This is a genomic window from Leuconostoc inhae (assembly GCF_019656015.1).
GTDB classification, from domain to species: Bacteria; Bacillota; Bacilli; order Lactobacillales; family Lactobacillaceae; genus Leuconostoc; species Leuconostoc inhae_A.
On record NZ_BPKW01000001.1, the window covers coordinates 339,526 to 366,295 of the forward strand.

Annotated in this window: 26 protein-coding genes and 2 riboswitches; of the genes, 23 read left to right on the plus strand and 3 right to left on the minus strand. The window is 35.5% G+C overall.

Going from position 1 to position 26,770, the window contains the following annotated elements; all coding sequences use genetic code 11:
• Positions 1–79: 79 nt before the first annotated feature.
• Genes K5Q14_RS01665 through rnhB form a run of 5 tightly spaced genes read left to right on the plus strand, consistent with a single transcriptional unit; the run spans position 80 to position 3,487 of the window.
• Positions 80–1,006: an SGNH/GDSL hydrolase family protein gene (locus K5Q14_RS01665; protein WP_220734091.1), complete on the plus strand. Its 927-nt coding sequence runs from the start codon at positions 80–82 to the stop codon at positions 1,004–1,006.
• Positions 988–1,599 carry a YpmS family protein gene (locus K5Q14_RS01670; RefSeq protein WP_220734092.1) on the plus strand — a complete coding sequence of 204 codons (612 nt, stop codon included), beginning with the start codon at positions 988–990 and terminating at the stop codon, positions 1,597–1,599. The genes K5Q14_RS01665 and K5Q14_RS01670 overlap by 19 nt, the downstream gene beginning before the upstream one ends.
• On the plus strand, positions 1,586–1,816 hold the full coding sequence (locus tag K5Q14_RS01675) for a YozE family protein (RefSeq protein ID WP_220734093.1): 231 nt from the start codon (positions 1,586–1,588) through the stop codon (positions 1,814–1,816). Before K5Q14_RS01670 ends, K5Q14_RS01675 begins: the two co-directional genes overlap by 14 nt.
• Positions 1,817–1,869: 53 nt before the next feature.
• Complete coding sequence (ylqF, locus tag K5Q14_RS01680; protein WP_220734094.1) at positions 1,870–2,724, plus strand: ribosome biogenesis GTPase YlqF; 855 nt, start codon at positions 1,870–1,872, stop codon at positions 2,722–2,724.
• A complete protein-coding gene (gene rnhB / locus K5Q14_RS01685; RefSeq protein ID WP_220734095.1) occupies positions 2,717–3,487 on the plus strand; it encodes a ribonuclease HII in 771 nt (256 codons plus the stop codon). Before ylqF ends, rnhB begins: the two co-directional genes overlap by 8 nt.
• Positions 3,488–3,549: 62 nt before the next feature.
• On the opposite strand, the gene K5Q14_RS01690 is transcribed toward rnhB, so the two are convergent.
• The gene (locus K5Q14_RS01690) at positions 3,550–4,194 is read right to left on the minus strand and encodes a Crp/Fnr family transcriptional regulator (protein WP_220734096.1); all 645 of its coding nucleotides are present in this window, start codon (positions 4,192–4,194) and stop codon (positions 3,550–3,552) included.
• 97 nt (positions 4,195–4,291) lie between these two features.
• Between K5Q14_RS01690 and K5Q14_RS01695 the strand changes: the two genes are divergently transcribed.
• On the plus strand, positions 4,292–5,638 hold the full coding sequence (locus K5Q14_RS01695) for an FAD-dependent oxidoreductase (protein ID WP_220734097.1): 1,347 nt from the start codon (positions 4,292–4,294) through the stop codon (positions 5,636–5,638).
• Positions 5,639–5,702: 64 nt separating this feature from the next.
• On the opposite strand, the gene K5Q14_RS01700 is transcribed toward K5Q14_RS01695, so the two are convergent.
• Positions 5,703–6,011, minus strand: a complete 309-nt coding sequence (locus K5Q14_RS01700) for a thiamine-binding protein (protein WP_373306150.1) — start codon at positions 6,009–6,011, stop codon at positions 5,703–5,705.
• Between the two features lie 322 nt (positions 6,012–6,333).
• Here K5Q14_RS01700 and K5Q14_RS01705 point away from each other — a divergent pair, with 322 nt between their 5' ends.
• The 7 genes from K5Q14_RS01705 to K5Q14_RS01730 all read left to right on the plus strand — a co-directional run bounded on the left by K5Q14_RS01705 (position 6,334) and on the right by K5Q14_RS01730 (position 15,246).
• On the plus strand, positions 6,334–7,347 hold the full coding sequence (locus K5Q14_RS01705) for an alpha/beta hydrolase (protein ID WP_220734098.1): 1,014 nt from the start codon (positions 6,334–6,336) through the stop codon (positions 7,345–7,347).
• 272 nt (positions 7,348–7,619) lie between these two features.
• Entirely contained in the window at positions 7,620–8,816 is a 1,197-nt protein-coding gene (locus K5Q14_RS01710) for an SAM-dependent methyltransferase (protein WP_220734099.1), read from the plus strand.
• Between the two features lie 223 nt (positions 8,817–9,039).
• On the plus strand, positions 9,040–10,467 hold the full coding sequence (gnd, locus tag K5Q14_RS01715; RefSeq protein ID WP_220734100.1) for an NADP-dependent phosphogluconate dehydrogenase: 1,428 nt from the start codon (positions 9,040–9,042) through the stop codon (positions 10,465–10,467).
• A gap of 285 nt (positions 10,468–10,752) precedes the next feature.
• Complete coding sequence (locus K5Q14_RS01720; RefSeq protein ID WP_220734101.1) at positions 10,753–13,443, plus strand: HAD-IC family P-type ATPase; 2,691 nt, start codon at positions 10,753–10,755, stop codon at positions 13,441–13,443.
• 277 nt (positions 13,444–13,720) lie between these two features.
• Positions 13,721–13,855, plus strand: a complete 135-nt coding sequence (locus K5Q14_RS09875; RefSeq protein WP_281419671.1) for a hypothetical protein — start codon at positions 13,721–13,723, stop codon at positions 13,853–13,855.
• Between the two features lie 173 nt (positions 13,856–14,028).
• Positions 14,029–14,274: a GlsB/YeaQ/YmgE family stress response membrane protein gene (locus K5Q14_RS01725; protein ID WP_220734152.1), complete on the plus strand. Its 246-nt coding sequence runs from the start codon at positions 14,029–14,031 to the stop codon at positions 14,272–14,274.
• 123 nt (positions 14,275–14,397) lie between these two features.
• Positions 14,398–15,246: an aldo/keto reductase gene (locus K5Q14_RS01730; RefSeq protein ID WP_220734102.1), complete on the plus strand. Its 849-nt coding sequence runs from the start codon at positions 14,398–14,400 to the stop codon at positions 15,244–15,246.
• Positions 15,247–15,536: 290 nt separating this feature from the next.
• Here the strand turns inward: K5Q14_RS01730 and K5Q14_RS01735 are convergent, their stop codons facing one another.
• Positions 15,537–16,235 carry a thiaminase II/PqqC family protein gene (locus K5Q14_RS01735; RefSeq protein WP_220734103.1) on the minus strand — a complete coding sequence of 233 codons (699 nt, stop codon included), beginning with the start codon at positions 16,233–16,235 and terminating at the stop codon, positions 15,537–15,539.
• A gap of 118 nt (positions 16,236–16,353) precedes the next feature.
• Positions 16,354–16,442: riboswitch (TPP riboswitch) on the minus strand.
• 202 nt (positions 16,443–16,644) lie between these two features.
• On the opposite strand from K5Q14_RS01735, the gene K5Q14_RS01740 reads away from it, so the two are divergent.
• From K5Q14_RS01740 to K5Q14_RS01785, 10 genes are all read left to right on the plus strand, one after another.
• Positions 16,645–17,172 (plus strand): TetR/AcrR family transcriptional regulator, encoded by a 528-nt coding sequence (locus tag K5Q14_RS01740; RefSeq protein ID WP_220734104.1) that lies wholly within the window; start codon positions 16,645–16,647, stop codon positions 17,170–17,172.
• Between the two features lie 3 nt (positions 17,173–17,175).
• Positions 17,176–18,231 carry an ABC transporter permease gene (locus tag K5Q14_RS01745; protein WP_220734105.1) on the plus strand — a complete coding sequence of 352 codons (1,056 nt, stop codon included), beginning with the start codon at positions 17,176–17,178 and terminating at the stop codon, positions 18,229–18,231.
• A gap of 5 nt (positions 18,232–18,236) precedes the next feature.
• Positions 18,237–18,977 (plus strand): ABC transporter ATP-binding protein, encoded by a 741-nt coding sequence (locus K5Q14_RS01750; protein WP_246587510.1) that lies wholly within the window; start codon positions 18,237–18,239, stop codon positions 18,975–18,977.
• The gene (locus K5Q14_RS01755) at positions 18,901–19,734 is read left to right on the plus strand and encodes a glycosyltransferase family 8 protein (RefSeq protein WP_220734106.1); all 834 of its coding nucleotides are present in this window, start codon (positions 18,901–18,903) and stop codon (positions 19,732–19,734) included. Before K5Q14_RS01750 ends, K5Q14_RS01755 begins: the two co-directional genes overlap by 77 nt.
• A 113-nt stretch (positions 19,735–19,847) precedes the next feature.
• Positions 19,848–19,936: riboswitch (TPP riboswitch) on the plus strand.
• 88 nt (positions 19,937–20,024) lie between these two features.
• The gene (locus K5Q14_RS01760; RefSeq protein WP_220734107.1) at positions 20,025–21,290 is read left to right on the plus strand and encodes an acetylornithine deacetylase; all 1,266 of its coding nucleotides are present in this window, start codon (positions 20,025–20,027) and stop codon (positions 21,288–21,290) included.
• A 2-nt stretch (positions 21,291–21,292) separates the two neighbouring features.
• On the plus strand, positions 21,293–21,958 hold the full coding sequence (tenA, locus tag K5Q14_RS01765) for a thiaminase II (RefSeq protein ID WP_220734108.1): 666 nt from the start codon (positions 21,293–21,295) through the stop codon (positions 21,956–21,958).
• A 337-nt stretch (positions 21,959–22,295) separates the two neighbouring features.
• Positions 22,296–22,703 carry a CidA/LrgA family protein gene (locus K5Q14_RS01770; RefSeq protein ID WP_220734109.1) on the plus strand — a complete coding sequence of 136 codons (408 nt, stop codon included), beginning with the start codon at positions 22,296–22,298 and terminating at the stop codon, positions 22,701–22,703.
• A gap of 18 nt (positions 22,704–22,721) precedes the next feature.
• Complete coding sequence (locus tag K5Q14_RS01775) at positions 22,722–23,468, plus strand: LrgB family protein (RefSeq protein WP_220734110.1); 747 nt, start codon at positions 22,722–22,724, stop codon at positions 23,466–23,468.
• Between the two features lie 150 nt (positions 23,469–23,618).
• Complete coding sequence (spxB, locus tag K5Q14_RS01780; RefSeq protein ID WP_220734111.1) at positions 23,619–25,439, plus strand: pyruvate oxidase; 1,821 nt, start codon at positions 23,619–23,621, stop codon at positions 25,437–25,439.
• Positions 25,440–25,765: 326 nt separating this feature from the next.
• A complete protein-coding gene (locus K5Q14_RS01785) occupies positions 25,766–26,257 on the plus strand; it encodes a GNAT family N-acetyltransferase (RefSeq protein WP_220734112.1) in 492 nt (163 codons plus the stop codon).
• The last annotated feature ends 513 nt before the right edge of the window (positions 26,258–26,770 follow it).

A 26,770-nucleotide genomic window follows, 5' to 3' on the forward strand; every position in this document is an offset into this window, starting at 1 on the left:
ATCCGTGATTTAAATGGTGGTTTAGCGCAATGACAGTATTTTTGATACAATAGAATAGACATACTTCTAGGGGTAAACGATGAAAAAAAGGTTTAAAATATTAATCGCATTTATTGTTGTTGCTATAATTGGGATAGTTACATTTTTTTGGTTCAAGCAAACACAACCATCAGTTAAAAATGCTACACCGCAAAGAGCAGCCAAATTAGCTAAAGTAAAGCATATTAATTTGGTTGCATTGGGTGATTCGCTAACAGAAGGTATAGGTGATGATAAAGGAGAACAAGGCTATTCTGGACGCATTGCAAAAAAAATTGATACACAGTACAATGTTGCTGTCACTATGTCAAATTTTGGCAAATCAGGGGATCGATCAGATCAAATTCAGAAACGTTTGAATTCTCAACCTAAATTTCAACAGGCAGTTAAGCGGGCTGATGTCATTGTTTTGACTTCTGGGGGCAATGATCTGCAGCAATCATTGTTAAAAAACGTATTTGCAAAATCACCCACAGATTTAACGGCCGCTGTAGTCAGTGACCAAACTGCCTATCAAACTAACTTAACACGACTTTTTCATGATATTAGAACATACAATAATCAAGCACCTATTTTTATTTTTGGTAATTATAATCCCCTATTTGTTCATTTCCCACAAAGAAAAGACTTAAATCAAGATGTCACGCTTTTTAACACGATTAATCGTCATGTCGCTAAACAAGATAAGAATAGTTACTATGTTGGCGCGTTTGACTTAACTTTTGGTCAATATCGAACAAAAAAAATGAGGCAATCATTGGATCAACAAGCTGTTAAAAAAGATACTGAAAATCCAAATAACAATCAAGCCATGACGGCGACTTTGATGGGAGAAACGCATGTCAAAAATACATGGATTAGTCAGATAGATAACTACCATCCAAATAATACAGGTTATAATTATATGACAACGCAGCTATATCAAGCCATGAGAAAGGAACAGGAAAAATGGTTGATAAAACACTAAGCAGGCCACAATTTTTGAAACGAAAACAGTCACCTTGGTTTTGGTCCTTTTGGGCACTTTTAGGTATAATTTTATTAACTGGTATTTTTTTCTTTCGTGTCGCGGCACAACCAGTGGCAATGACAGATCATCAATCTAAAGTTGCCACTTCAGATGCAACCTTTGATGTGTCACTCAATAAAAAACAAGTGAATGCTTTAGTTGCTTATTATTTGAGTGATTCTAATACTAATGGCTATACTTTCCGTGTTGAGGATAATATTATGATGTATGGTAGTGCAAAATTTCTCGGGGAAAATTTTAAGTTTGGCATGATGTTGCGACCAGAAATCACAAAAAACGGGAATGTTATTTTAACAGCTCAAAAATTAGCTATTGGCAATCTACCATTGCCAATAAGTGCAGTGATGCAATATGTCAAATCTAGTTATGATGCACCAAAGTTCGTGCAAATTAATCCTAAAAAGAAACAAATCTTTATTGATATGACGAAATTACCAGTAACACAAGGCATGTCTTTTCGCGCGAAAGTGATTGATATGAAATCAGATAATTTTATTTTTGAAGGAGGGGTCGCTGGTGGCAGGAAGTAATCGTTCATTTTATAGTTGGTTAATGACAAATAGAAACGCAGTTTCGGCTAACGAAATACAGCAATTTGCAAATAATGCTTTTTTGGATTCAACATTTCCAAAACAAAGTACTGATTTTGATGAAGTTTCAAAATATTTGGAAGAAAATACAACCTACCTGATGGGTATGACCACATTTGATAAAGCATGGGAACTATACCATGCTGCAAGCACATAAATATTAAGATAAGAAAGGTATTTACGCGATAAAAAGCGTATACATAAATAATCATGGCACAAATAATACAATGGTTCCCTGGCCATATGGCTAAAGCTTTTCGCTTAATGCGCGAAAATTTAAAATTGGTTGATGTTATTTTTGAACTAGTCGATGCACGCATTCCAGAAAGCTCACGTAATCCAGAAGTTGATAAACTAATTGGCTCAAAGCCACGCTTGTTAATTATGACAAAGGCTGATTTAGCAGATCCTGAGCAAATTCGAGCCTGGAAAGCACGTTTTGAATCAGAGGGACATACTGTCTTAGTACTTGATACACGTGATCCACGCACACCACAATTGGTTACAAAAGCAGCCAGACGCGCAGTGGCATCAAAAAAAGCAGCACAAACGGCGCGTGGTATTCAGGATCAACCCATTCGTGCAATGATTACTGGTATTCCAAACGTCGGTAAATCAACCTTACTTAACCATTTAGTTATGAAAAATGTTGCACCAACTGCGGATCGTCCAGGCGTGACCAAAAAAATTGCTTGGTTGAAAACGCCAACAAAATTAGACTTGTTAGATTCACCAGGTGTGTTGTGGCCTAAGTTTGAAGATCAAATCATTGGAATGAAATTAGCATTAACAGGTGCAGTTAAAGATACGATTTTTGCTAAAGATGATGCAGCATTATTTCTGATTGGTTTTTTTAGAAGTTACCGACCTGAATCGATTATTGAAAGATATCATTTGACAGAGAATATTTTTGAGCAAGAAAATGTACAGATATTACTCGAAATTACAAATAAACTGGGTTTTAAAGATAATTATGAAAAAGCGAGTGAACGATTATTAAATGATTTACGTAAGGGAAAGCTGGGAACATTTACGTTAGATTTAATTGTGGCAACAAATGACTGAAACAATTAGTAGTATTAAAGCATTATTGAAACAAATTGACGATATATCTGATGTGCGTTTATTACAGTGGCGAATGGATTCACGTTTAGGCGTTCAAACAGCGTTGAAATCTTGGGATAAAAAATATGCCAAACTGAAACAGCAAGAACAAGCATTTCAGGGACGCTTTTCTTTTGAACGGCACTATTGGCAGCAAGGTGTAACAAATATTGCTGGGATTGATGAAGTTGGCCGTGGGCCATTGGCTGGTCCGGTAATTGCGGCAGCAGTTATTTTACCGTCCAATTTTCATAATATTGATGTCATTGATTCAAAACAACTGTCAACAAAAAAACGTGAAGAATTATATCATATCATTGTTGAACAGGCCGTCTCAATCGGAGTTGGAATAGTTGATGCAGTAATAATAGACGATATTAACATCTATCAAGCAGCCAGACTGGCAATGACAAAAGCAGTGAAAGATCTTGCACCAGAACCAGAAGTACTATTAATTGATGCAATGTCATTGGATATGCCAATCGTACAAGAATCGTTGATAAAAGGTGATACGTTGAGTAATTCGATTGGCGCTGCTAGTATTATTGCTAAAGTGACACGCGACCGCTTAATGACTGAATATAGTGTCACTTATCCGGGTTATGGTTTTGAAAATAATGCTGGTTATGGGACAAAAGAACATTTAGATGGCTTGAAAAAAAAAGGAATTACACCAATTCATCGCCGATCATTTCAGCCAGTACGTGACCAGTTACAAATATGAAAAAGAACATGACCTATTAATTAAACAGGTCATGTTCTTTTGTCATTGCCAAAAAATCATTATCAAAGTATGATGACTTTTCGTTTATCTAATATAATGGTGCCATTTGTGATTAATTTTTTAAATAGTCGACTCAATGTTTCTGGTGTGATGTGTAGTGAAACAGCTAATTCTTTTTTGGTTACAGCTAATTCAAAGGTATTGTTCATCTTGATAGCCGCAATTTCATGAAGGTATTTGAGTAAACGTTCATCTGCACTTTGTAATGATAAACTAATTTGACGTTGTTCTAATTCAGTTAATCGTTCACCATATACATTCAACATATTTAAGGACAGTGTTGGATTTTTTTGTAATAAATTTTGAAAGTCTGTTCGGCGAATCATGCAGACACTTGAGTCAGTCTTTGCGCGAGCGAAATGATGATGACGTGCATCGGTGAACAATGAAGATTCGACGTCCACTTGATGACTAAGCAATGTATATAGCAGCAACTCTTGACCATTTTCATTAACATTTAAAACATCAATTTTACCAGTGTCCACAATAATTAATGCAGATAAATCATCATCTGGTTCGTAAATATAACTGCCAGCAGTATAATGTTTTTGATGTATGGATATGTTGACTAGTTCTTCGATTAGAGCATCGGGAAGTTGAGAGAAGATAGGTGCGGCTTTAATACAGGCAAAAGCAGAATGTGACATTTTTCACTCTTTCTTGACTTAAGTCAATTTTTTGTATGTGAATTAATTATACAATAAAAGTATCAAGAAAAATAATCTACCTTTGGAGGACAAAACAATGAAAGTTATTATTATTGGTGCAACACATGCTGGTACGGCTGCAATTAAATCCATAACAAAGCGACATAAAAATGTTGTAGTAGATGTTTATGAGAAAAATGATAATGTTTCTTTTCTTTCGTGTGGTATTGCACTAACCGTTCAGGGAGAAGTTGAAAATATTGACGATCTATTTTACTCATCACCAAAACTTTTAAAAGAAGCGGGTGCGAATATTCACATGAATCACGAAGTGACACGTGTAGACACAGCTAATAAAACAGTTGATGTCTTAAATCTTGTTACCCATGAAACGACCACAGAAAGCTATGATAAATTAGTTGCTTCTACTGGTTCTTGGCCAGTTGTTCCTCCCATTCCGGGAATTGATGATAAACGAATTGTTTTATCAAAAAATTATACGCATGCACAAGAACTCATCCGTTATGCCAATGATAATAATATTAAGCGCGTTGTCATTATTGGTGGTGGCTATATTGGTACTGAACTGGTTGAAGCATTTAACGTGAAAGGTAGCGAAGTTACCTTAATTGATAACCAACCGACGGTTTTGAATCGCTATTTTGATGATGAATTTACCAAAAATGTAACTAATTTATTCACCAGTCACGGAATTGCTGTTGAAACAGGGAAAACGGTACAGGCATTTGAAAGTACTGAAGAAGCAATTATTATTAAAACAAATGATGGTAATTTTTCGGCTGATTTAGTTGTCATGTCTGTTGGGTTCCGACCAACAACACAGTTATTTCAAGGTCAACTTGAAATGACCAAAAATGGGGCTTTAATTGTTAACGATTATATGCAAACTAGTAATCCAGATGTTTTTGCTGCGGGGGATTCAGTCGCTGTTCATTATAATCCTACTGGTGAAAATGCCTATATTCCTTTGGCAACGAATGCAGTACGTCAAGGCACATTGATCGGTTATAATTTAACGACGCCAACGATTAAATATATGGGTACGCAATCTACTTCAGGTTTGAAACTATATGATTTAAATATGGCGTCCTCAGGTCTGACTGCCACCCATGCAAAAGAATTAGGACTTGACGCTGATAGTTTAACAATGACCGACAATTTCCGACCCGAGTTTATGTCATCCACTGAACCAGTATTGATGACGATTACTTGGGAGAAAGGGACTCAACGTATTTTAGGTGTCCAACTACAAAGTAAATACGACATTTCTCAATCAGCTAATACGGCGTCGGTGGCAATTCAAAATCGCATGACATTGACTGATTTAGCTTTTGTAGATATGTTATTTCAACCTTGGTTTGATCGACCATTTAATTATTTAAATCTTCTCGCTCAAGCGGCATTAGATAAAGAAGAAAATTAAGCAACACTAAAAGCCTTCCAATTTTTGAAGGCTTTTAGTGTGTATACTATGATCAAATAAAATTTTATTTTGAAAGATATTTATCTGTTTTTTGCGCAATAGTTAAAACATCCCCATTAGGCGTCATATTTATTTTACTATATAGCATAACCGGGATATCTGTTATTTCTGCTGCAACCAGAGGTAAGGCTTTTAAAATATCCATAAGTTGATCATAATCGCCTTCCAAGGTTGATTCAAAAGCGCCCACTTGATAATTGACACCGGAGTGATCGATATAGGCAATAACATGGTCAACAATACGAATGACTTCTGTTTTGTTAGCGGTCATAGGTAATACCTGAACAGCGATACTTGCATTAATTTGAGACATCAGAATATCCTTACTTTCGTTTGATTTGAAATATTGAGTTTAGTAACTTGCTTAAACTATGTGTAGACATATCTACACGCGTTATTCTAGCACAATGTCAATGTTTCTGCAATTTTTTGGTTGATAGTTTAATAGTTGCCAAAAATTAATTATTTTATTATACTAAAACGATATAATACTTTCTTTATCATCGATAATTAACCCTATTTTTGGCATGGTGCTCATGATTATAGGTGTCGTTTTGATTAAATTTAAATAAATAATGACAATTGGCCAATCAAACCAATGATAATAAGCATTATTTTATTAAAAAGGACAGCATATGTTTCAGAAAATAAAACAAAGTTTAAAGGTGCTTGGCATACTATTAACTACCGTAATCATTATTATGACAATAGCTGTAACGACGTCGCCATGGCCCAGTGCTTATATTATTGGTCGTATGTTTAATGGCCCTGTCAAAATTACTAATCAAAAAGTGTTCGGGCGATCAAAGAAAAATGTTGCGGTTAAAAGTGACGTGCGCTATGAGTCTTCAGCACAAAAAAACACGTTAGACATATATACGCCTAAAAAGGAAACAAAACCAGTAACGACTTTAATATGGGTACATGGTGGCGGGTACGTTGGTGGTGATAAGTCAGGAATGCGGGAATTTGCTACAAAGCTAGTGAACGATACACATGTTGCGGTTGTTAGCATAAACTACCAAACTGCGCCATCAGCTATATATCCGAGTCAGGTACAACAAGTCAATGATGTTGTAAAATATTTAAAAACAACAGCCATGTACCAACAAAAATTGAATCTTTCACGTGTTATGTTTGGTGGTGATTCTGCGGGTGCGCAAATTGCATTGCAATACGCAACTATCCAAACAAATGCAAATTATGCTAAAAAAATGGCTATGCCAGCTGAACTAAAAGCTGGTCAAATTAAAGGAACAATTTCTTATTGCGGGCCACTTGATTTACAGCAGGTAGCTACGCAACAACCAAAATCATTGCTGATGAGATGGTTTATCAATACCGTTGCGTGGAGTGAGCTAGGGGACAGAAACTGGCGAACATCGAATACGTTACAACAAGCATCACTTGTTAAACAAATCACTGATCAATTTCCACCAATATATATAACTGATGGTAATGCTTATTCTTTTCAAGAACAAGGATTGGCATTTGAAAAACGGTTACAACAATTACATGTCCCTGTCACGAGTTTATTTTTCAATCATGATCAAAAAGAAGTGACACATGAATATCAGTTTAATTACCAAACAGCATTAGCTAACAAATGTTACGATGAAACACAGCATTTTGTTATGACATATCAATAAGTTTGTTAGACAATTTTTAGTTGATGACGCACTGGCAATAAACATATTTTTTAATTTTTATGATTCCTTAAGCGTGGTTTATTACTGTTTTATTTTGAAATTTTTAGGATAATCATGTTATTTTAATTTAACGTTGTAAACCAATGACACGATTAGCACACGATTTCAATGTTTGTGTTATTTCTTACAAATGTTTTTAAAATCACGAATTTCATTTGACTTTTTATAGTTGTTTTTCTACAATCTTTATATAGCACAAAGGGGAAAAACAGATGTTAGACAAGACAATTTACAAGCAGATTTTCAAAGCTAGTTTTAACGCCCCAATCGACGTTGAATTCTGGGATGGTGAACAAGTGAGCTATGGTTCGGGAGAACCTATCGCTAAAATCATCTTACACGAAGTTATACCAATTAAAGATATCATGTCACATGCATCATTGACTTTTGGTGAAGCCTATATGGATGGCAAAATTGAAATTCAAGGTGATTTACAACACTTAGTTAAGACGGTGTATAGTTCGAAGGATAGTTTTTTAAACAATTCAAAATTTTCAAAATTAATTCCAAAACACGCACATACAGAGAAAATTAGTAAGACAGATGTTCAAAGTCATTATGATATTGGTAATGACTTTTACGAGATGTGGCTTGATCCAACCATGACTTATTCTTGTGCCTATTTTGCTAGTGAAGATGATTCATTAGAAGATGCACAATGGAATAAAGTACGTCACATCTTAAATAAGTTACATACTAAACCTGGTGAAACACTCTTAGATATTGGTTGTGGTTGGGGTACATTAATGTTTACTGCAGCTAAAGAATACAATTTAGAGGCTACAGGTGTTACCTTAAGCCAAGAACAGTACGACTTTGTAACCAACAAAATTGAAGCAGAGGGTCTGCAAGATCGTGTTCATGTCTATCTAAAAGACTACCGTGAACTAGAGCAAACTTATGATCATGTTACTTCTGTTGGCATGTTTGAACATGTTGGTAAAGAAAACTTGGAAGAATACTTTGAACAAGTTAAAAACCGTTTAGTTGATAATGGTACTGCCTTAATTCATGGTATTACTGGTCAACATGATGGTGCCGGTGTAGATGCTTGGATTAATAAGTACATTTTCCCAGGTGGATACATTCCGAATATTGCTGAAAATATCGGACACATTATGAAGTCATCAATGCAGATAGATGATGTTGAACCACTACGCCGCCACTATCAAAAAACGTTAGAAATTTGGACTGAAAACTTTCACCATGTTAGTGAAGAAGTTATTTCAAAATATGGGGAACGGTTCTATCGTATGTGGGATCTTTATTTACAAGCATGTGCTGCTTCATTTGAATCAGGCAATATTGACGTTGTTCAGTATTTGCTTACTAAAGGTGCCTCTGGAGCAAAGTTACCAATGACGCGTTCGTACATTTATAACGCTGATATCGCACACAGTGTAAAATAATTTAAAAAATGCTAATGATCAAGTAATCATTAGCATTTTTTCGTACGTTAAACCACAGTATAAAGGTTCTTATTTGTGATTATAATAACTAATTGTTGACAGACGAATTAAATAAGACTATATTGTAAGCGGTTACACAATTTAATCTTACTTGTTAAAAGATATCATTTTTTATAAACAAATAGGATAGCACAGTTTTTTGCACACAGAAAGCAGGTAAAAAATGTCAGAAGCAGATTTTGGTGTTGTTGGTTTAGCAGTAATGGGGCGTAATTTAGCGCTTAATATAGAATCACGTGGTTACCGTGTTGCGGTATATAATCGTTCACGTGAACGTACAGAAGATTTGATCACAAAGCATGCGGATAAAAAATTTGTACCAAGTTATTCAATTGCATCATTTGTACAAGCAATTAAGACGCCAAGGCGTATTTTATTAATGGTTAAAGCCGGCAAAGGAACAGATGCTGTGATTGATGAATTACTGCCACAATTAACCAAGGGAGACATGTTAATTGATGGCGGTAATACTTATTTCGAAGACACAATACGTCGTTCTGAGAAATTAGCGCAATCTGGTATTAATTTTATTGGTATGGGTGTTTCAGGAGGAGAGCTTGGTGCGTTACAAGGCCCCTCGTTGATGCCTGGTGGCCAACGAGAAGCATATGACCTAGTTGCACCTATTTTGCGTAAAATCGCTGCTAGAGCGCCTGAAGACAATCAACCAACAGTTACTTATGTTGGCCCTAATGGTGCGGGTCACTATGTTAAAATGGTTCATAATGGCATTGAATATGGTGACATGCAACTCATTTCAGAAGCATATGATATTTTAAAACGTCTATTAAAATTAGATCAAAATAATTTATCATCAACTTTTGCTCACTGGAATGATGGCGAATTAAACTCGTATTTAATCGAAATTACAGCCGATATTTTGACAAGAAAAGATGACTTGGGTTCTGATCAACCAATTGTTGATATGATTTTAGACCGGGCGGGTAATAAAGGCACCGGTAAATGGTCTTCACAATCCGCGTTGGCTGTCGGTGCACCACAGTCATTAATTACAGAATCTGTTTATGCGCGTTATATTTCTGCTATGAAGTCTGATCGTGTAGCAGCTTCTAAGGTATTGACAGGTCCAGAATCCAAATTTACTGGGGATGTTGATGCCACAAAGGAAGATATTCGCCAAGCATTATACTTTGGTAAAATTATGTCTTACGCACAAGGATTTGATCAATTACGTATGGCCTCTAATCATTACGATTGGGATCTGCCTTTTGGTGAGTTAGCACAATTATGGCGTGCAGGTGCAATTATTCGAGCACAATTCTTACAACGCATTACCGATGCTTATAGTACGAATAATAACTTGCACAATTTACTTTTGGATACTTATTTCAAAAACATTGCCGAATCATATCAAAATGCCACACGCCGTGTCGTGGCAATGGCGGTTAGTGCTGGTATTCCTACGCCAGCACTCTCAGCAGCTATTGCTTATTATGATTCATATCGTTCAGCAGTTTTGCCAGCAAACTTAGTACAAGCACAACGTGATTATTTTGGCGCACATACGTATGAAAGAACTGACAAACCATCAGGTGAAATGTATCATTTTTCATGGTATGACGAAGCTTAACAAAAAATGTAACAGCGCTTTTGAATGTATGAAGCGCTTTTTTTGTGGACATTAACATCTTGAACAACATCGCAATTTTCCAAGGGAAATGTCATTTGATTTTAATGTGATTTATTGGTAAAATTAAATAATATTAAGACACTTTTTTATAATCTTGTACCTCTTGCGGGAGTAGCGACGAACCATCGTGGGAAACCGACTATAATCATACTGCACCGAGTATGACGGCCAACCTTAATCAGCGAGACGCAAAGAAACTTTTCTTAAAAGGAGTGTTACAAGAACATGAAGACAAAGAAAGAAGATGTACCCCCGATACCTGAGCCGTTAGCACATAATTATCATGCTGACAACTGGCAGGAAGTTGTCAAAGATTTTGATGGACACTATCCGTCAGGTTTAAAGGATAGCGAAGTCAGTGCTAAGTTAACGGCCTATGGTTTTAATGAGATGTTGTTAAAATCAACACCAAAATGGTTGATTTTTTTAAAGCAATTTAATAATGTTATTATTTATATTTTAATTGTAGCAGCATTGTTAACGTTGTTGATGCGTCATTATTCTGATGCCACGGTTATCGGCTTAGTTGTTATTATTAATGCACTAATTGGCTATTTTCAAGAAATTAACGCTAGCAATGCCCTCGAAAAAATTAAAAATATGTTGTCCGTTGAGGCGACAGTCATTCGTAACAATAACAGATTTGACATACCATCTAGAAATCTAGTACCTGGTGATCTTGTTTATTTAGAGGCAGGGGACAATGTTCCTGCTGATTTAAGAATTCTAGATGCTGATAATTTGCGAATTCAAGAGTCATCTTTAACCGGTGAAGCCGATTCAGTGTTGAAATCCAGCACTAGTGTTGCAATTGAAACACCTTTAGCTGAGCGTGCTAATATGGCCTATGCAACAACGGCAGTTACTAACGGCAGTGCTACTGGTATTGTTATTGCGACAGGTCTCAAAACAGAAATCGGTTTAATTTCACAAAGCGTTTCAGATGTTAAAGATAATAAATCACCTTTGACAAAAGAATTAGATACCTTGGGCAGGGGTATTTCATGGTTTATTATTGGTGTCGCAGTAATCACTTTTGTATTAGGTTGGGTTATGAATGTTTATGCATTACCTGTGCTGGCAATGGCAATTATTACCATGATTGTTGGATCAATGCCGGAAGGACTGCCAGCCGCAACATCAGTTATTTTGGCCACAGGTGTGCAAGCATTAACTAAAAAGAGTGCCATTGTTAAAACTTTACCTGCGGCAGAAACCTTAGGTGCTGTTGATATTATTGCTTCTGATAAAACTGGTACATTAACTAAAAATGAAATGACCTTGCAAGATATTGTTATTAATCAAACGCATTATCGTGTTACAGGAACAGGTTATGCACCTAATGGTCAAATTTTAAAAGATAATCTTGTTGTTGACGTTTCTCAAAACAAAGAATTAGAAATGTTTTTGACAATGGGGCAACAAGCTAATGACACATTCCTTGTACCAGAAAATGATCAATGGCAAATTAATGGTGAACCGACTGATGGCGCATTTTTATCCGCTTATTATAAGGCCTTTGGTCAAAAGACACCTAAACTAAAAGAAATTGATCGTATTCCTTTTGATTCAGAGTATCGTTATATGGCACGTTTGGTAGAAAATCAAACTGGTCATCGTTTTATTGCTATTAAGGGCGCACCCGATAAATTGTTTGAGCTAGCGAGTCATTCGAAAGATTTTGATCGTGCTTATTGGTTACAGTTATCACAACAATTTGCAAAAACTGGTAAACGGGTGATTGCAGTTGGCTATCATGATGTCTCAAGTGATGAAAACGAAGTGACCCATGAACTCTTGTCAGCGTCGGGGATTACTTTTCTCGGCTTGGCAGCCATTATTGATCCACCAAGACCAGAGGTTGTCGAGGCGATTAAAGACATGCGTCATGCCGGTATTCGCGTAAAAATGATTACGGGAGATAGTTCAGATACAGCTATGGCCATCGGCGGGCAATTGGGATTGGCTAATGATATTAAAGCGATGACAGGTTCTAATGTTGATGCATTGAATGATCAAGACCTTGCAGCAGTTGTAACAAAATATGACGTGTTTGCCCGGACGACGCCACAAAATAAGTTACGTATCATACAAGCTTTCCAAGCAAACGGTTTGGTAACTGCAATGACCGGGGATGGCGTCAATGATGCGCCAGCGCTTAAAAAAGCTGATATTGGTGTAGCAATGGGAATCAAAGGGACTGATGTCGCCAAAGATTCCGCTGATATGGTTTTGGCAAATGATAATTTTTCAACTATCAAAATTGCAATTGAGCAAGGCAGAAGGTTATATGACAATATTCGAAAAACAATCTTGTTTTTACTGCCTACAAGTTTTGCTGAAGGTTTGATTGTTGTTATGAGTATCTTTTTACAACAACCTATGCCATTGACACCAACACAATTATTATGGATTAATATGGTTTCAGCAATCACAATTCAATTGGCATTTATCTTTGAGCCGGCTGAACCTGGTTTAATGAACCGACCACCGCGTAAAACAAGTGCTAAATTGATGAATCGTCATGATATCTTTCAAATGACTTATGTCAGTGTATTAATTGCTGCTGTCGGATTAGCGGTTTTTGAAACACTCGGATCCAGTGTTAGTTTCGCTGTTGCCAGTACGATGGTTGTTAATATTATTATTTCCGGGAAAATATTTTACCTATTCAACATTAGAACAGAAGCGCCCGTGCTCAGTCGTTCTTTGTGGTCTAACCCCATGGCTTTTGTTGCCATTGGGTTAATGATTGTCTTACAATTATTCTTCACTTACGTGCCTTTCATGCAAAGCGTTTTTTCAACGGCTGCCTTATCGTGGTTTAATTGGTTAATTGTTATTCTAACAGGGGCCATTGTATTAGTTATTACAGAAATTCATAAATATTTCCGTCTACGTAAACAAGCGAATTAAATGCTTCATTACGCTAAAAAAATAGCATATTACTTGCAATGTAGTTTGTTAAAAGTTACAATCAGGTCAGATGTGGATGGAAATATTATAAAGGAGAATATAAACATGACAAAAGAAAAACACGGTACTGGATTTTGGGGTAAACTATCATTATTACTAGCAGTTGGTCAGTTGTTGTTTAGTCTTTATCATGAAATTCAAAGTTCTCGATCACGTAAAAAATAAGTCACTATGATGATATAAATTAGATCACCAATATCACTTTAAGGGGTATATTATGATAAAAAATATTATTAAATTTACACTAGCTTCAACGTTAATTATTAGTGGGTTAGTTATTGGCACCACTATTTTCACAGCTAAAGGCATTGATAAACTCGGAGATAAGTTGGAAGATACGATATACAACTAATTTATGAATAATATAATTTTAAAGAAAGCACAAATTAATTTGTGCTTTCTTTTTAGTAGTTGCCTTTGTAAGCAATTTAATTGTCAGCACTATTAGTTAATGATAGACTGAAATTATAAGATTTATTGTGTTATAACATGATGATTCTCAAAAGAAAAGATGGAGGTTGAATGATGATTTGGTCATTAATAGTTGGTGCAATCATTGGTGCTATTGCAGGTGCCATCACAAATAAAGGTGAATCAATGGGTTGGATTAGTAATATTGTAGCAGGGCTGATTGGGTCCGCTATTGGTCAAGGCATACTGGGCCATTGGGGACCTAGCCTAGCTGGAATGGCTATTATTCCATCAATTATTGGGGCAGTTATTCTTGTACTTGTTGTCTCAATGATATTCGGTTCTCAGGTTAAGCGTTAAAAAGTATCTTTTAGTAACACTTGTTTTAAAATTCAAATCGAACAATTAATTCACCTGTCAGTGTAAACTTAAAATAGCAGACTAATTTTTCTGCTAAATAATTAACAGTTAGGAGAAAATTCAGTGAATGATAATTCTGTACCAGTTTATAGTTTAAATGATGGACATCTATTACCTCAAATAGCGTTAGGAACATACCAAATACGTGGTATGCAAGGTGTTGATCAAATTCTAGCAGCTATTCAGAGTGGTTACCGTCTGATTGACACCTCTACTAATTATGATAGCGAGGGGGCCGTTGGCGAGGCAATCAGGCGTTCAGGTGTGCCGAGGTCATCATTTTATGTAACGTCAAAGCTTCCAGGCCAATATCATCATAGAGATGATGCTTTAAAAATGATTGAGGAAACGCTTTTGCGTTTGCGTTTAGATTATTTGGACTTGTATTTAATCCATTGGCCGTTACCTAAGCGCGATAATTATGTTGAAGCTTGGACTGCTCTTATTGAAGCTCAAAAGCGTGGATTGATACGGTCTATCGGTGTATCAAATTTTGAAGTGGCACACTTAGATCGTATCATTAAAGCAACCGGCGTTACACCAGCAGTCAACCAAAATGAAATCCATCCTTACTGGATACAAGAAGATTTGTTGCAGGCTAACAAGGATCGTGGCATAATTACTGAAGCTTGGAGCCCCTTAGGTCGTGGGAGTGGCGAATTAAAAGAACCAATTATTTTGGAATTAGCAGAAAAATATCAAAAAAATGCAGGACAAATTATTTTACGTTGGCATCTACAACGTGATGTTCTACCTGTTCCTAGAGCTGGTAGTCTCAAACACCAACGCGCTAATCTTGATCTTTGGAATTTTGAATTAACGGCAGATGAAGTCACAGCTATTAACTCATTGACAAGAGTAAATGGCCGTGTAGACAATCAAGATCCAAATACTTACGAAGAATTTAATTAAATGCTAACACACACTGGTGATTGGTTTTTTATTTTTGAATGGCCAATCATCAGTACTTAACAAATAAACGTAAACAAACCCACTTAATCTAACAGTTAGTGGGTTTGTTTATTGATTATGATTCATTCGGTAAGTTTATCTATTCTGGTACATCAGCAATAATAATACCAACACTAACTTTCAAAAAATAATATTTTTTAACTAAGGTTGTATCATGTTAAGAACTTATTAATGTTCTAGCTGGTTTTTAAAAAAAGTCAACGTTATCTCTCAAATAATCTAATTGCATTTTAAAACGATTGTGCCACGGGATATTTATTCCATTCTTCTGGTAGCAGAGTCATTTGCCAAAATCGTAATTCTTCGGCACTACTATACACAAATTGTTGTAAAAGAATATCTATTTGGATTTCATTGAAGCGAGTAGCCACTAAATCATCAAGTAATGCAATCATTTTATGAACATATGTTTGGAAATTTGAATCAGCATAAGATTCTATAAAGTCAATATAAATTTGCTCTGAGCCTTGCAAATAATCTTTGCGTGCTAACATTTCTTCAAATATTTCTAAATATAGCCATGGACAGGGTAATAATGCTGATAAAGCATGGATTTCATTGTACTCATTAAACGCATGGTGCATGTGGCAGATGTAGTGGTATGTTGTTGGTAACATGTGCGTTTCATGAATACTTTTTTCTGTGATATTAAGTTGTTTATAAATATTTTTTTGCTGCATCACATCATAATCGTTGATTGCTAAGATACCTGACTGCAATTCTTGAATAATTTTATTATCGTCTGTAGTTGATAGTATTTTATCGTAAATTGCAAGATAGTTTTGAACATAAAAATTATCTTGTAAAAGATAAGATTTGAAGGCTGATAAGGGTAAGGTACCGTGTTCAATGCCTTTAATAAAAGGATGATCTTTGCTGGATTGCCAAAGCATTTTTGTTTCCTTATGTGCTAGTTCGCTAAATTTCATTGTATTTTTCTCCATCTTTATTTTTTATAAAATATTAGGAAAAATCCCAGCTCTAGCTGAGCTGGGATTGGGACAAAAGTTGAAAATGATATTTTCAATCAAAAAACGTTTTTGATGAATCAATTTACAAACATCTTCCTTCGTCAGTGTTAACTAAATCAGGTTCAATGGGTATAATCTCAGCTCAAGGCACCCCAGATATTTTACCTCTACAGTTTACCACATATATTCAAAATGAAAGATCATTATTTTGAAAAATGATCACATTTTTTTCGTGTGCCCGCATTATAAATTGCGTATACATGATATAACGAGCTATCAATAAAATATTAATAATTGTCTGTTCATAAAAATTGACACAGTGTCATAAAAGTGACATAATGTCATTTATAGGAGATTAATAATACTTATGCCAACAAAAACATTTTTAAATCTTAGCGCAGAAAAGCAACATAAGCTATATGATGCCATGTATAACGAATTTTCAACTTATACTTTAGCAGACTCTAAAATATCAAATATTGTAGCACTGGCCCATATTTCAAGAGGGTCATTCTACACTTATTTTGACGATATCGAAGATGCTTATCGCTGGGTTTTGAATGATGTGATTGCAGATATACACCAAAATATTGATAAAAAAGATATTTTGTCATCAACAGAATCCTTCATTTTAAAAGCTAAAACTAGTCCACATTTTAATTTTTTAAGTCATTACTACATTGTTAACGAAGCGCTTTTACAAAAAGAAACTGTTAAAAAGGCACAGCATGATTTTGGCTTACTTGATAATAATGCAACTGCTGACGATATATCACAGTGGTTATTAATACAATCTGTCCATCAATTAATTAGAACGTTTTTTTTAACTCCTGACAAACAAATACCTATCATAACAACGCTTCATACGTTGAAAAATTGGAAAACAGTAGGCTAAATTATGTACTTAACATTAAATGAGATGCACAAAGAAAAGTTAAGATATGGCTTAATCATTGTTGTGATGACCTTGATTAGTTATTTAATTTTTATTTTAAGCGCGTTAGCTATGGGGCTTGCTAATGAAAATACTTCGGCTGTCAATAACTGGGGCATTACTCATATTGCTATGAGTAATGATGCCAATGGTAACTTAAGTCAGTCGTTGCTGACAAACGACGATATCGATAAAACTAACCTATCTGTTAATCAGTCAGCAGTTGGTATTGCGCCCATTATTGTTAAATCACATGACGCACGTGTATCAGCAATGTTTGTTGGTATTCAAAAAAATAATTTAATTGATAAACAAATTCAATTAACCAAAGGCAAGATGCCTAATAATCGTTATGACGTGTTAATTTCATCAACACTGACTCAAAAAAAATTAAAAATTGGTGATCATATTAAACTTGGTATGCTTGGACATGCTGTCAAAGTTGTCGGATACGTTAAAACCGCAACGTATAATATGTCACCAATTATATATGGCAACTTGGCTAACTGGGGGGATATCAAAGGTGTCAATGATACATTTTACGCCAGCGGTGTCGTATCTAATGATACTAAAAAAATCACTATAAAAAATCTAAAAACCTACACTAAAGCACAATTATTTAATAAAATGCCAGGGTACACTGCTCAAAACAGTACATTTATATTTATGATCGGATTTTTGTTGGTGATTTCAGCTGTTATTGTGGCTATCTTTTTATATATTCTGACTATTCAAAAAATACCTAATTTTGCCGTTTTAAGAGCTCAAGGCGTTCCAGGTCAATATCTCGTGTTAAATACAATCAGTGAGACACTGATTATTATGGTTTTATCGGTGGTCATTAGTGGCATATTATGTGCTGTCACTTCATGGTTTATACCAGAATCAGTACCAATGTTCTTTGATATTAAATTGCTAGCATTATCATCTTTGGGATTGATACTGACAGGTATTCTTGGCGCAATCGTACCCGTGAGATTAATTACAAAAATTGATCCAATGTCAGTTATAGGAGGATAAACGTGATGGGTAATCTTAAATTAATTGATGTTACAAAATCGTTTGGTGCAGGAGAAAGCCAAGTGACAGCCTTAGATCATGTTAATTTTACTGCAAATTCAAAGGAACTAACCTTGATTGTTGGTCCTTCTGGGTCGGGTAAAAGTACGCTTCTCACCATTCTTGGTGGTTTACAAGCTGCTACCAGTGGTCATGTTTTTTTAAACGACAGTGATTTGAATACTTTATCAAAAAAAGAAGCGGATAAGTTTAGGCTAGCACATATTGGTTTTGTCTTACAATCTTATAGTTTGGTGCCATATCTCACTGTTCAAAAACAATTTGATTTAGTCAAGCGCATCAAACCTGACAACAACTTGCCGGTAGAATTATTTAGGCAATATTTAAAACAGCTTGATATCACAAACTTACTATCCAAATTTCCAGATCAACTTTCAGGTGGACAAACACAAAGAGTAGCAATCGCAAGGGCTTTGTACACTAATCCTGATTATATATTGGCAGATGAACCAACATCAGCTTTAGATAGTCAGCGTGTGGATGAAGTAGCTAAGCTATTTAAAGGCATAGCTACGAATGAAAATAAAGCTGTTGTTATTGTGACACATGATTTGCGAATGCGATCATATGCAGATAAGGTCTATGAAATTATTGATGGCAAGATAAGTAATGGAAACAATCAATATATTAATAACATTAGACGAAAATTATCTCACGCAACTAAAAGTTATGTTACTATCAATTAAGCAAACTAATGCAGGTGATAAGTTCGACATCTGGCTAGCACATCATTCTATTTCTGAAACATCTGGTCAACAATTAGCAGAATTTGTTAGAAAATTGGGTTATCAATTACATATGATTCATGTAGATGTCGATGTTTGGTCATCAGCGCCCACATTGAAACAATACCCAGCGGAAATGTATTTTAGACTTTTGTGTGGGGAATACTTGCCAAAGACATTGACACGGATTTTATATTTAGATCCTGATATTTTAGTGATTAATCCAATTAAGCCCTTATGGACGTTAGATATGAAAAATCAGATGATTGCAGCGGCCAGTCATAACGGTTTAACAGGAGTGAGCCAAACAATAAACAATGTGCGATTCCAAAATAAAAATAAATATTTTAATTCTGGTGTGATGTTAATGGATTTAACCAAAATGAGGGAAAAAGTAAAATTAAATGATATTATTTCAGTTATTAACCGTCATGCTAAGAGATTAATATTACCAGATCAAGATATTTTGAATTATTTATATAGTGACCATATTTTAAGTATTCCTGAAGAGATTTGGAATTACGATACACGTGATAACATGGTCCATTTTACTAAAAGTTTGGGAAATATCGATATACCATGGGTTCTTGAAAATACCGTTATTTTACATTTTTGTGGGCATCCTAAACCTTGGGAAAAAAGAAGTTTGAATCGCTTTGCGATTTTATATCAACATTACGAACAATTATTGCGTTTGAACTATGGTAAATATTATTGAGTAATTAAATTTATCGCTTTATTCCTATTGAATAAAGGATAGTAGCAATCAACTTGAAATCAAGATATTTTGACAAGGCTGTCAAAATACGTTATACTCAATAAAATAATTAAACAGTAAACTAGGGGCGCCAAATGGCTGAGAAGTACCCTTTGAACCTGAGATGGCTAATACCAGCGGAGGAAAGTAATTTGTGGTGCAACATTAACTTGCTTGCAACGCCTATTGAATCCAATTTTTTGGAGCACTTTTGTCCGCTGGCAAGAGTGCTTTTTTCGTGGAGGTAAAGCATGGATTTAACAAAAATTAATCAACAAATTGAGTCACGACAAGACGAGCTATTAGATTTGGTAAAAAAACTGGTTGCTTTCGAAACACCAGCGCCACCAGCACGAAATACGCGTGACGCACAAAATTTTGTCGCTGATTTTTTAAGACCTTTGGATTTTGATATTGATCGATGGGCATTATATGATAATGATGATATTGTGGTCGGTGCCAAAGTTGGCGATCCAACATATCAAAGTTTGATCATTAACGGACACATGGATGTTGCAGCGTTAAATCCTGATGAAAGATGGACTTTTAAACCTTTTGAAGCTGTCGTTTGTGATGATCAAATCATTGGGCGTGGTGTATCAGATATGAAAGGTGGACTTGCAACTGCATTATTTGCTTTAAAAATTTTACATGATGAAAATATCATCTTGCCAGGTAAAGTACTTTTTGAATCCGTGATTGGAGAAGAAGTAGGTGAGGCTGGAACGAAATCAACAATTGAACATGGTTACTCAGCAGACTTTGCACTTGTAACTGATTCGAGTGATTTAGAGATTCAAGGGCAGGGCGGTGTTATTACAGGATGGGTGACAATTAAAAGTGACAAAACTTACCATGATGGTTTACGCCGTGAAATGATTCATGCTGGTGGCGGGTTAAGGGCAGCGAGTGCCATTGAAAAAATGGCCAAATTAATCATTGGTTTGCAGGAATTAGAACGTGATTGGGCAGTAAATAAAATTTATCCTGGATTTCCTGCTGGTACGAATACGATTAATCCTGCAGTAATTGAGGGCGGCCGAAATGCAGCATTTGTCGCTGACGAAGCACGTTTATGGCTAACAGTTCATTTTTATCCAAATGAAACCTACCAATCTGTTACACAAGAAATTGAATCATTTGTCACTCGATTATCAGAAGCAGATCCATGGTTGCGCGATCATTTACCCACCTTCGAATGGGGTGGTCACTCAATGATTGAGGATAGGGGCGAAATTTTTCCTGCATTAGAGGTGAATGAAAAACATCCTGCCGTTAAAACATTGCTAAACGCACACTTAGCGGCCTTTAAAACGAAAACAAAAGTTTCTGTTTCAACAAGTGTCACAGATGGTGGTTGGTTTGGTGATGCACACATTCCTGCTGCTATATACGGACCAGGTGACTTACGTCATGCGCACGCAGTTGATGAAAGTATTTCAATTACGCGTTTAGTGCAATATAGTCAATCTGTAGCACAGTTTATTGTGGATTGGACAAACACCAAAAAGGAGTAAAAATGGGATTTAGTCAAGAAATTATAACGGAAATCGACAATATCTGGCAGGCTAATCTAAAACATCCATTTGTGCAAGAAATTGGCGCTGGTACTTTGCCAGTCAAAAAATTTAAATACTATATGATACAAGATTATATATATTTGATAGATTATGCTAAAATGTTTGCTTTAGGTGCTTTAAAAAGTATTGATTTGACGACTATGACACAGTTTTCCAATATTTTACAGTCAACTTTAACTGAAGAAATGTCATTACATCACCAATATGCGGCGCAATTTAACATTAGTGAAGAAACCTTAGCATCTGCAGAACCTGCGCCCACAACATTGGCCTACACAAATTATTTACTATCAGTTGCTCAGACTGGCGGTCAAGCCGAACTTCTGGCGGCACTTTTGCCTTGCATGTGGGGATATGAAGCAATTGGTAAAAGTTTAGCCCATTCACCAGGTGCCAAACATGCGCTTTACGGCGAATGGATTGCAATGTATAGTTCACCTGATTTTGGTGAATTAACTGAATGGCTAATTCAAGAATTTGACAAGGTAACAGCACAACAGACAACCGCGCAGCGTATAAAGTTAACGAATATTTTTAAAAATTCGTTGCGCTATGAAGTACTCTTCTGGGAAATGGCCTATAACGAAGAACAGTGGTTAGTTTAGTTTTCTGGCATTGTATTATCAAAAGCAAAGCAAGTTGGTTCATTCAATAAAAAATAAACATTAAAATTGATGATTAACAGTAAAATATTTGTGCGTTTACACTAAAATTCTAGATCGCTTTTTCGGTCAAGTAGTTAAGTGTAAGCGCATTTTTATAGAATGATACTTGTGTAATAGTATACATTTTTTTAGATTGATAATGAGGCTTGTGCACAAATTTTCATGTAAAAAATTTGTCTTGTTTTATATTTTTTTCAAACCGCTTGCAATGTGGTTATAAGAGTGTAAAATTGAGGTTGTAATGTAAGCGCTTACAATAAATTAGGAGGGCATTCATATGAAAAATAATCAAAAAAAGAATGCAGCGCCACTGTTAACACAATTTTTAATTTTTAGCGGTATTTTACTGGTAGCTAATATTTTATCCATCGGTATTTCAATGGTGTTACCCGGATTTCCTGTCCCAACACCATTAATTGGTTTGATATTACTATTTATTGCTTTAGTGAGTGGCCTTGTTAAATTAGAACAGGTAGAGAGCCTATCAACAAATTTAATTGGCTTGATTGGGCTATTATTTGTCCCTTCAGGAATTTCACTTGCCAGTTCGCTAACTTTATTTAAACAAGAAGGCATTAAAATTGTTGCGGTAGTCATTATTTCAACTGTCATCCTTTTATTGTCAGTTGCTTATACCTCACGACTAGTAGCAAAAATTAGTGATAAGGTCCACCACAAATTATAAATTGTTAGGAGCAGTTACATGTTATCTTTTTTAAACACACCATTTTGGGGCATTTTTTTAACAATTATCGTTTATTGGATTGGTCAACAACTCTTCAAGAAATATCCAATTTTTATATTTCAGCCCTTATTCATTGGCATGATACTGGGTATTTTCGTCTTGATTGGCTTGTCTAGTTTATTGCAGGAACCTACCACAATAGTCTATCAACAGTATAAAGTTGGGGGTGATTTCATCTTTTGGTTCCTAAGCCCAGCAACAATGGCGTTTGCAGTGCCATTATACAAACGTCGTGACTTGGTGAAACGGTATTGGTTACGGATTTTTACTTCTTTATTCGTTGGATTAACAATAGCATTGCTTCTTATTTTTGCCATTTCACGTCTATTTGGTTTATCAAAAATTGCAACGATTGCTATGTTACCGCAAGCGGCAACAACGGCAATCGCGTTACCAATTTCTTCTACTATTGCCGGTGGTGGCCAATTAGGCGCAACAGCCGCATCTATTACAGCGATGGCAGTTATTGTCAATGCTGTTGTTATTTATGCCTTGGGTAGCCAACTAATCAAATGGTTTAAGTTAGATAACGATCCGATAGGGTTAGGATTATCATTTGGTACAGCTGGACATACCATTGGTTCGGCAAAGGCCATAGAAGTTGGGGAAGTAGAGGGCGCTATGGCATCTATTTCAATGGTAGTTATTGGATTAATCGTTGATTTAATTGTACCGACGTTTGCAAAACTCATGGGACTGATGTAATTAAACATAAACTTCGTTATGGTTAATTAGGCTATTTTATAGTCAATAATCATCACTTGATATTACACAATAATTAGGATATAATTTAAATTGTGATAAAGTAAGCGCTTACAACACTTACAAATATATTTATTTTAGGAGAACACCAAAATGACAAATAAGAAAATATCAGCTGGATTAGCAGCTTTGAAAGTTATGGAAGGCTGGGGTGTTCACACAATGTACGGTATCCCTTCCGGAACATTAAGTGGTTTGATGGATGCGATGGGGCATCCTGAAAATAACATCAAATTTTTACAAGTGAAGCATGAAGAAGTCGGTGCAATGGCAGCTGTCATGCAATGGAAATTTGGCGGAAAGATAGGGGTCACTGTTGGTTCAGGTGGCCCTGGTGCAACGCATTTGATTAACGGATTATATGATGCGGCGATGGATAACACACCGGTATTGGCCATTTTGGGATCAAAACCAGTTCGTGAATTGAATATGGATTCTTTCCAAGAATTAAATCAAAACCCAATGTATGAAAGCATCGCAGTGTACAACCGCCGTGTCGCTACTGCGGAACAATTACCTCATTTAGTTGATGATGCAATTCGTACGGCCATTTCAAAACGTGGTGTTGCGGTGCTTGAAGTACCTGCTGACTTTGGATTTTCAGAAATTGATGCCGATTCAATTTATTCATCACCTCTATATTCATCAGGCTTAAAGTATAAAGAATACAAATCAGCGCCCGTCGACGAAACAGATATTGATGATGCAGTGGCCATTCTAAATCAAGCAAAGCGCCCAATTATTTATGCAGGTGTTGGAACTCTTGGACATGGCCCCGCTGTTCAAGAGCTAGCTCGTAAGATAAAGGCACCTATTATTACAACCGGTAAAAATTTTGAAACGTTTGACTGGAATTTTGAAGCCTTTACAGGTTCAACATTCCGTGTTGGTTGGAAACCAGCTAACGAAGCTATTCTTGAAGCAGATACTGTATTATTTGTCGGAACAAATTTCCCATTCTCAGAGGTTGAAGGCACATTCCGAAATGTTAATAAATTTATTCAAATTGACAATAACCCTGCAATGCTCGGTAAGCGTCATCAAAACGATGTTGCCATCTTAGGCGATGCTGGTGATGCCATTAATGAAATTTTAGCTAAAGTTTCGCCAATTAATGAGTCATCTTGGTGGCGTGCCAATATTAAAAACGTACAAAACTGGCGTGATTACATGAATAAGCTTGAACAAAAGACTGAAGGTGATCTTCAAGCTTATCAAGTTTACAATGCAATCAATAAGTACGCAGAAGACGATGCCATTTTCTCAACTGATGTAGGTAACGTGACACAGATGTCAATACGTCACTTGCACATGACACCTAAAAACATGTGGCGTACATCACCACTGTTTGCAACGATGGGTATTGGTTTACCAGGTGGTATTGGTGCCAAAAATACTTATCCAGATCGTCAAGTTTGGAATTTGATGGGGGATGGTGCCTTTTCAATGACCTATCCCGATGTTGTCACAAACGTTCGCTATGACTTGCCAGTCATCAATATTGTCTTCACTAATACAGAGTACGGTTTTATCAAGAACAAGTACGAGGACACAAATACCTATAATTTTGGTGTTGACTTTACTGATGTTGATTACGCAAAGATTGCTGAAGCACAAGGAGCTGTTGGCTTGACAGTCCGACGTATTGAAGACATTGATCGTGTTATGAAGGAAGCCGTTGATTACTATAAGCAGGGCCGTGTTGTCGTTGTTGACGCAAAGATTACAAAGGACCGCCCAATTCCTGTTGAGACATTGAAACTGGATACAAGCTTGTACAGTGAAGAGGTTGTTACTGCCTATAAGACACGCTACGAGGCACAAGAATTAGTGCCATTCCGTGAATATCTTGAAGCTGAGGGCTTAACTTCAAAGTATATTAAAGATACGACTGATAATAAATATAGTTTTTAAACATTTACCAATAACTTAGATAGTATAAACTCTATCTAAGTTATTGAACTGAACCCCTTGAATTGGAGAAAATCTAATTCAGGGGGTTTTACTCATTATGGCCAAATATACCATCCATATCAAAATTAAAGCTGTTCAACTATATTATATTAACAGGTCACCTTTTTCAATATGTGTTTAGCACACTAATAAAATTGATTGATGCAAAAATTAGTGCTGGTAAGCCATACGACACTTGAAATAATAATAAATATTAATTTTACGAAATAAAAATGCTAATTTAGACGGAATAGGTCTATACTTAAGTTATTTTTAGGAGGCTGAACATGTATAAAATACGCAGATTTTTAAATAACGATGCTGATGAGGTTGCAGAATTGATTTCTAGGACGATGCGGACAACCAACATTCAAGATTATTCGCTTGAATTTATTGAGAATGACTTAAATTCACTACAAGCCACAAATTTAATTGAACGGGCCAAAGAATTTCATTGTTATGTTCTTGAAAATTCTGAAGACGCTCATATTATTGGTGTTGGCTCAATTGGTCCATTTTGGGGCAGTAAAATAGAAAGTAGTCTTTTTAATATTTTTATTGATCCTGATTTTCAAGGGTATGGCTTAGGAAGAAAAATAATTAACATTTTAGAAAATGACGATTTTTTTTTACGAGCCTTACGAATTGAAATACCAGCATCTAAAACAGCATTAAATTTTTATAAGAGAATGGGATATGATTTTAAGAACGGTATAAGCAAAGTTGATTCAGAACAACTATATCGTTTGGAAAAGTTTAATACTAGTGACCGGGCTTGATTATAGTATTTGTTTACTATCACAAATTTCCTTGCATGATCTGCTAATTATTCCTTACCGGACTATGATTTTAAATCCATTATTTCGTAGACGTAACAATTCGCAATAATTTTCTGAAAACAACCATCAGTCATTCACTCACAGTGTTAACCATTTGGACTGACAATAAATTAATTGTATTATTTTGGAATAATATTGATAAAAACGACATAATTTTATAATTGCGCCGTTTTTATTTTAAATGTAATAAATATATAAATGCTGAATTAAGAAAAGTTATTAGAGTTATTAATGAAATAACACGCAAAATTTTTAACTTAAATCTGCTGTGTTTGGCTTTGAGTAACTGTAGTCGGCAGTTAGATAAAATGATAGTGTCCACAAACGAGCCAGAAAATCCTTGAACTGTTTCATGACATTATATGTCAACTGATTTGACAGTTTTCCGTTGCTGATTGTGATTAATAATTGCTTGTAAATAGTATTGGTAGAAACAATCAAATCTTAAAAAAG

What these genes read in the sequence shown, in the direction of transcription:
- K5Q14_RS09875 (WP_281419671.1), top strand. Translation starts at nt 13,721, where the DNA reads ATGATAAAAAATATTATTAAATTTACACTAGCTTCAACGTTAATTATT.
- K5Q14_RS01720 (WP_220734101.1), top strand. Translation starts at nt 10,753, where the DNA reads ATGAAGACAAAGAAAGAAGATGTACCCCCGATACCTGAGCCGTTAGCA.
- K5Q14_RS01695 (WP_220734097.1), top strand. Translation starts at nt 4,292, where the DNA reads ATGAAAGTTATTATTATTGGTGCAACACATGCTGGTACGGCTGCAATT.
- K5Q14_RS01740 (WP_220734104.1), top strand. Translation starts at nt 16,645, where the DNA reads ATGCCAACAAAAACATTTTTAAATCTTAGCGCAGAAAAGCAACATAAG.
- tenA (WP_220734108.1), top strand. Translation starts at nt 21,293, where the DNA reads ATGGGATTTAGTCAAGAAATTATAACGGAAATCGACAATATCTGGCAG.
- K5Q14_RS01785 (WP_220734112.1), top strand. Translation starts at nt 25,766, where the DNA reads ATGTATAAAATACGCAGATTTTTAAATAACGATGCTGATGAGGTTGCA.
- K5Q14_RS01775 (WP_220734110.1), top strand. Translation starts at nt 22,722, where the DNA reads ATGTTATCTTTTTTAAACACACCATTTTGGGGCATTTTTTTAACAATT.
- K5Q14_RS01725 (WP_220734152.1), top strand. Translation starts at nt 14,029, where the DNA reads ATGATTTGGTCATTAATAGTTGGTGCAATCATTGGTGCTATTGCAGGT.
- K5Q14_RS01705 (WP_220734098.1), top strand. Translation starts at nt 6,334, where the DNA reads ATGTTTCAGAAAATAAAACAAAGTTTAAAGGTGCTTGGCATACTATTA.
- K5Q14_RS01670 (WP_220734092.1), top strand. Translation starts at nt 988, where the DNA reads ATGGTTGATAAAACACTAAGCAGGCCACAATTTTTGAAACGAAAACAG.
- gnd (WP_220734100.1), top strand. Translation starts at nt 9,040, where the DNA reads ATGTCAGAAGCAGATTTTGGTGTTGTTGGTTTAGCAGTAATGGGGCGT.
- rnhB (WP_220734095.1), top strand. Translation starts at nt 2,717, where the DNA reads ATGACTGAAACAATTAGTAGTATTAAAGCATTATTGAAACAAATTGAC.
- K5Q14_RS01750 (WP_246587510.1), top strand. Translation starts at nt 18,237, where the DNA reads ATGGGTAATCTTAAATTAATTGATGTTACAAAATCGTTTGGTGCAGGA.
- K5Q14_RS01745 (WP_220734105.1), top strand. Translation starts at nt 17,176, where the DNA reads ATGTACTTAACATTAAATGAGATGCACAAAGAAAAGTTAAGATATGGC.
- K5Q14_RS01735 (WP_220734103.1), bottom strand. Translation starts at nt 16,235, where the DNA reads ATGAAATTTAGCGAACTAGCACATAAGGAAACAAAAATGCTTTGGCAA.
- K5Q14_RS01700 (WP_373306150.1), bottom strand. Translation starts at nt 6,011, where the DNA reads ATGTCTCAAATTAATGCAAGTATCGCTGTTCAGGTATTACCTATGACC.
- K5Q14_RS01760 (WP_220734107.1), top strand. Translation starts at nt 20,025, where the DNA reads ATGGATTTAACAAAAATTAATCAACAAATTGAGTCACGACAAGACGAG.
- spxB (WP_220734111.1), top strand. Translation starts at nt 23,619, where the DNA reads ATGACAAATAAGAAAATATCAGCTGGATTAGCAGCTTTGAAAGTTATG.
- K5Q14_RS01665 (WP_220734091.1), top strand. Translation starts at nt 80, where the DNA reads ATGAAAAAAAGGTTTAAAATATTAATCGCATTTATTGTTGTTGCTATA.
- K5Q14_RS01690 (WP_220734096.1), bottom strand. Translation starts at nt 4,194, where the DNA reads ATGTCACATTCTGCTTTTGCCTGTATTAAAGCCGCACCTATCTTCTCT.
- ylqF (WP_220734094.1), top strand. Translation starts at nt 1,870, where the DNA reads ATGGCACAAATAATACAATGGTTCCCTGGCCATATGGCTAAAGCTTTT.
- K5Q14_RS01770 (WP_220734109.1), top strand. Translation starts at nt 22,296, where the DNA reads ATGAAAAATAATCAAAAAAAGAATGCAGCGCCACTGTTAACACAATTT.
- K5Q14_RS01710 (WP_220734099.1), top strand. Translation starts at nt 7,620, where the DNA reads ATGTTAGACAAGACAATTTACAAGCAGATTTTCAAAGCTAGTTTTAAC.
- K5Q14_RS01755 (WP_220734106.1), top strand. Translation starts at nt 18,901, where the DNA reads ATGGAAACAATCAATATATTAATAACATTAGACGAAAATTATCTCACG.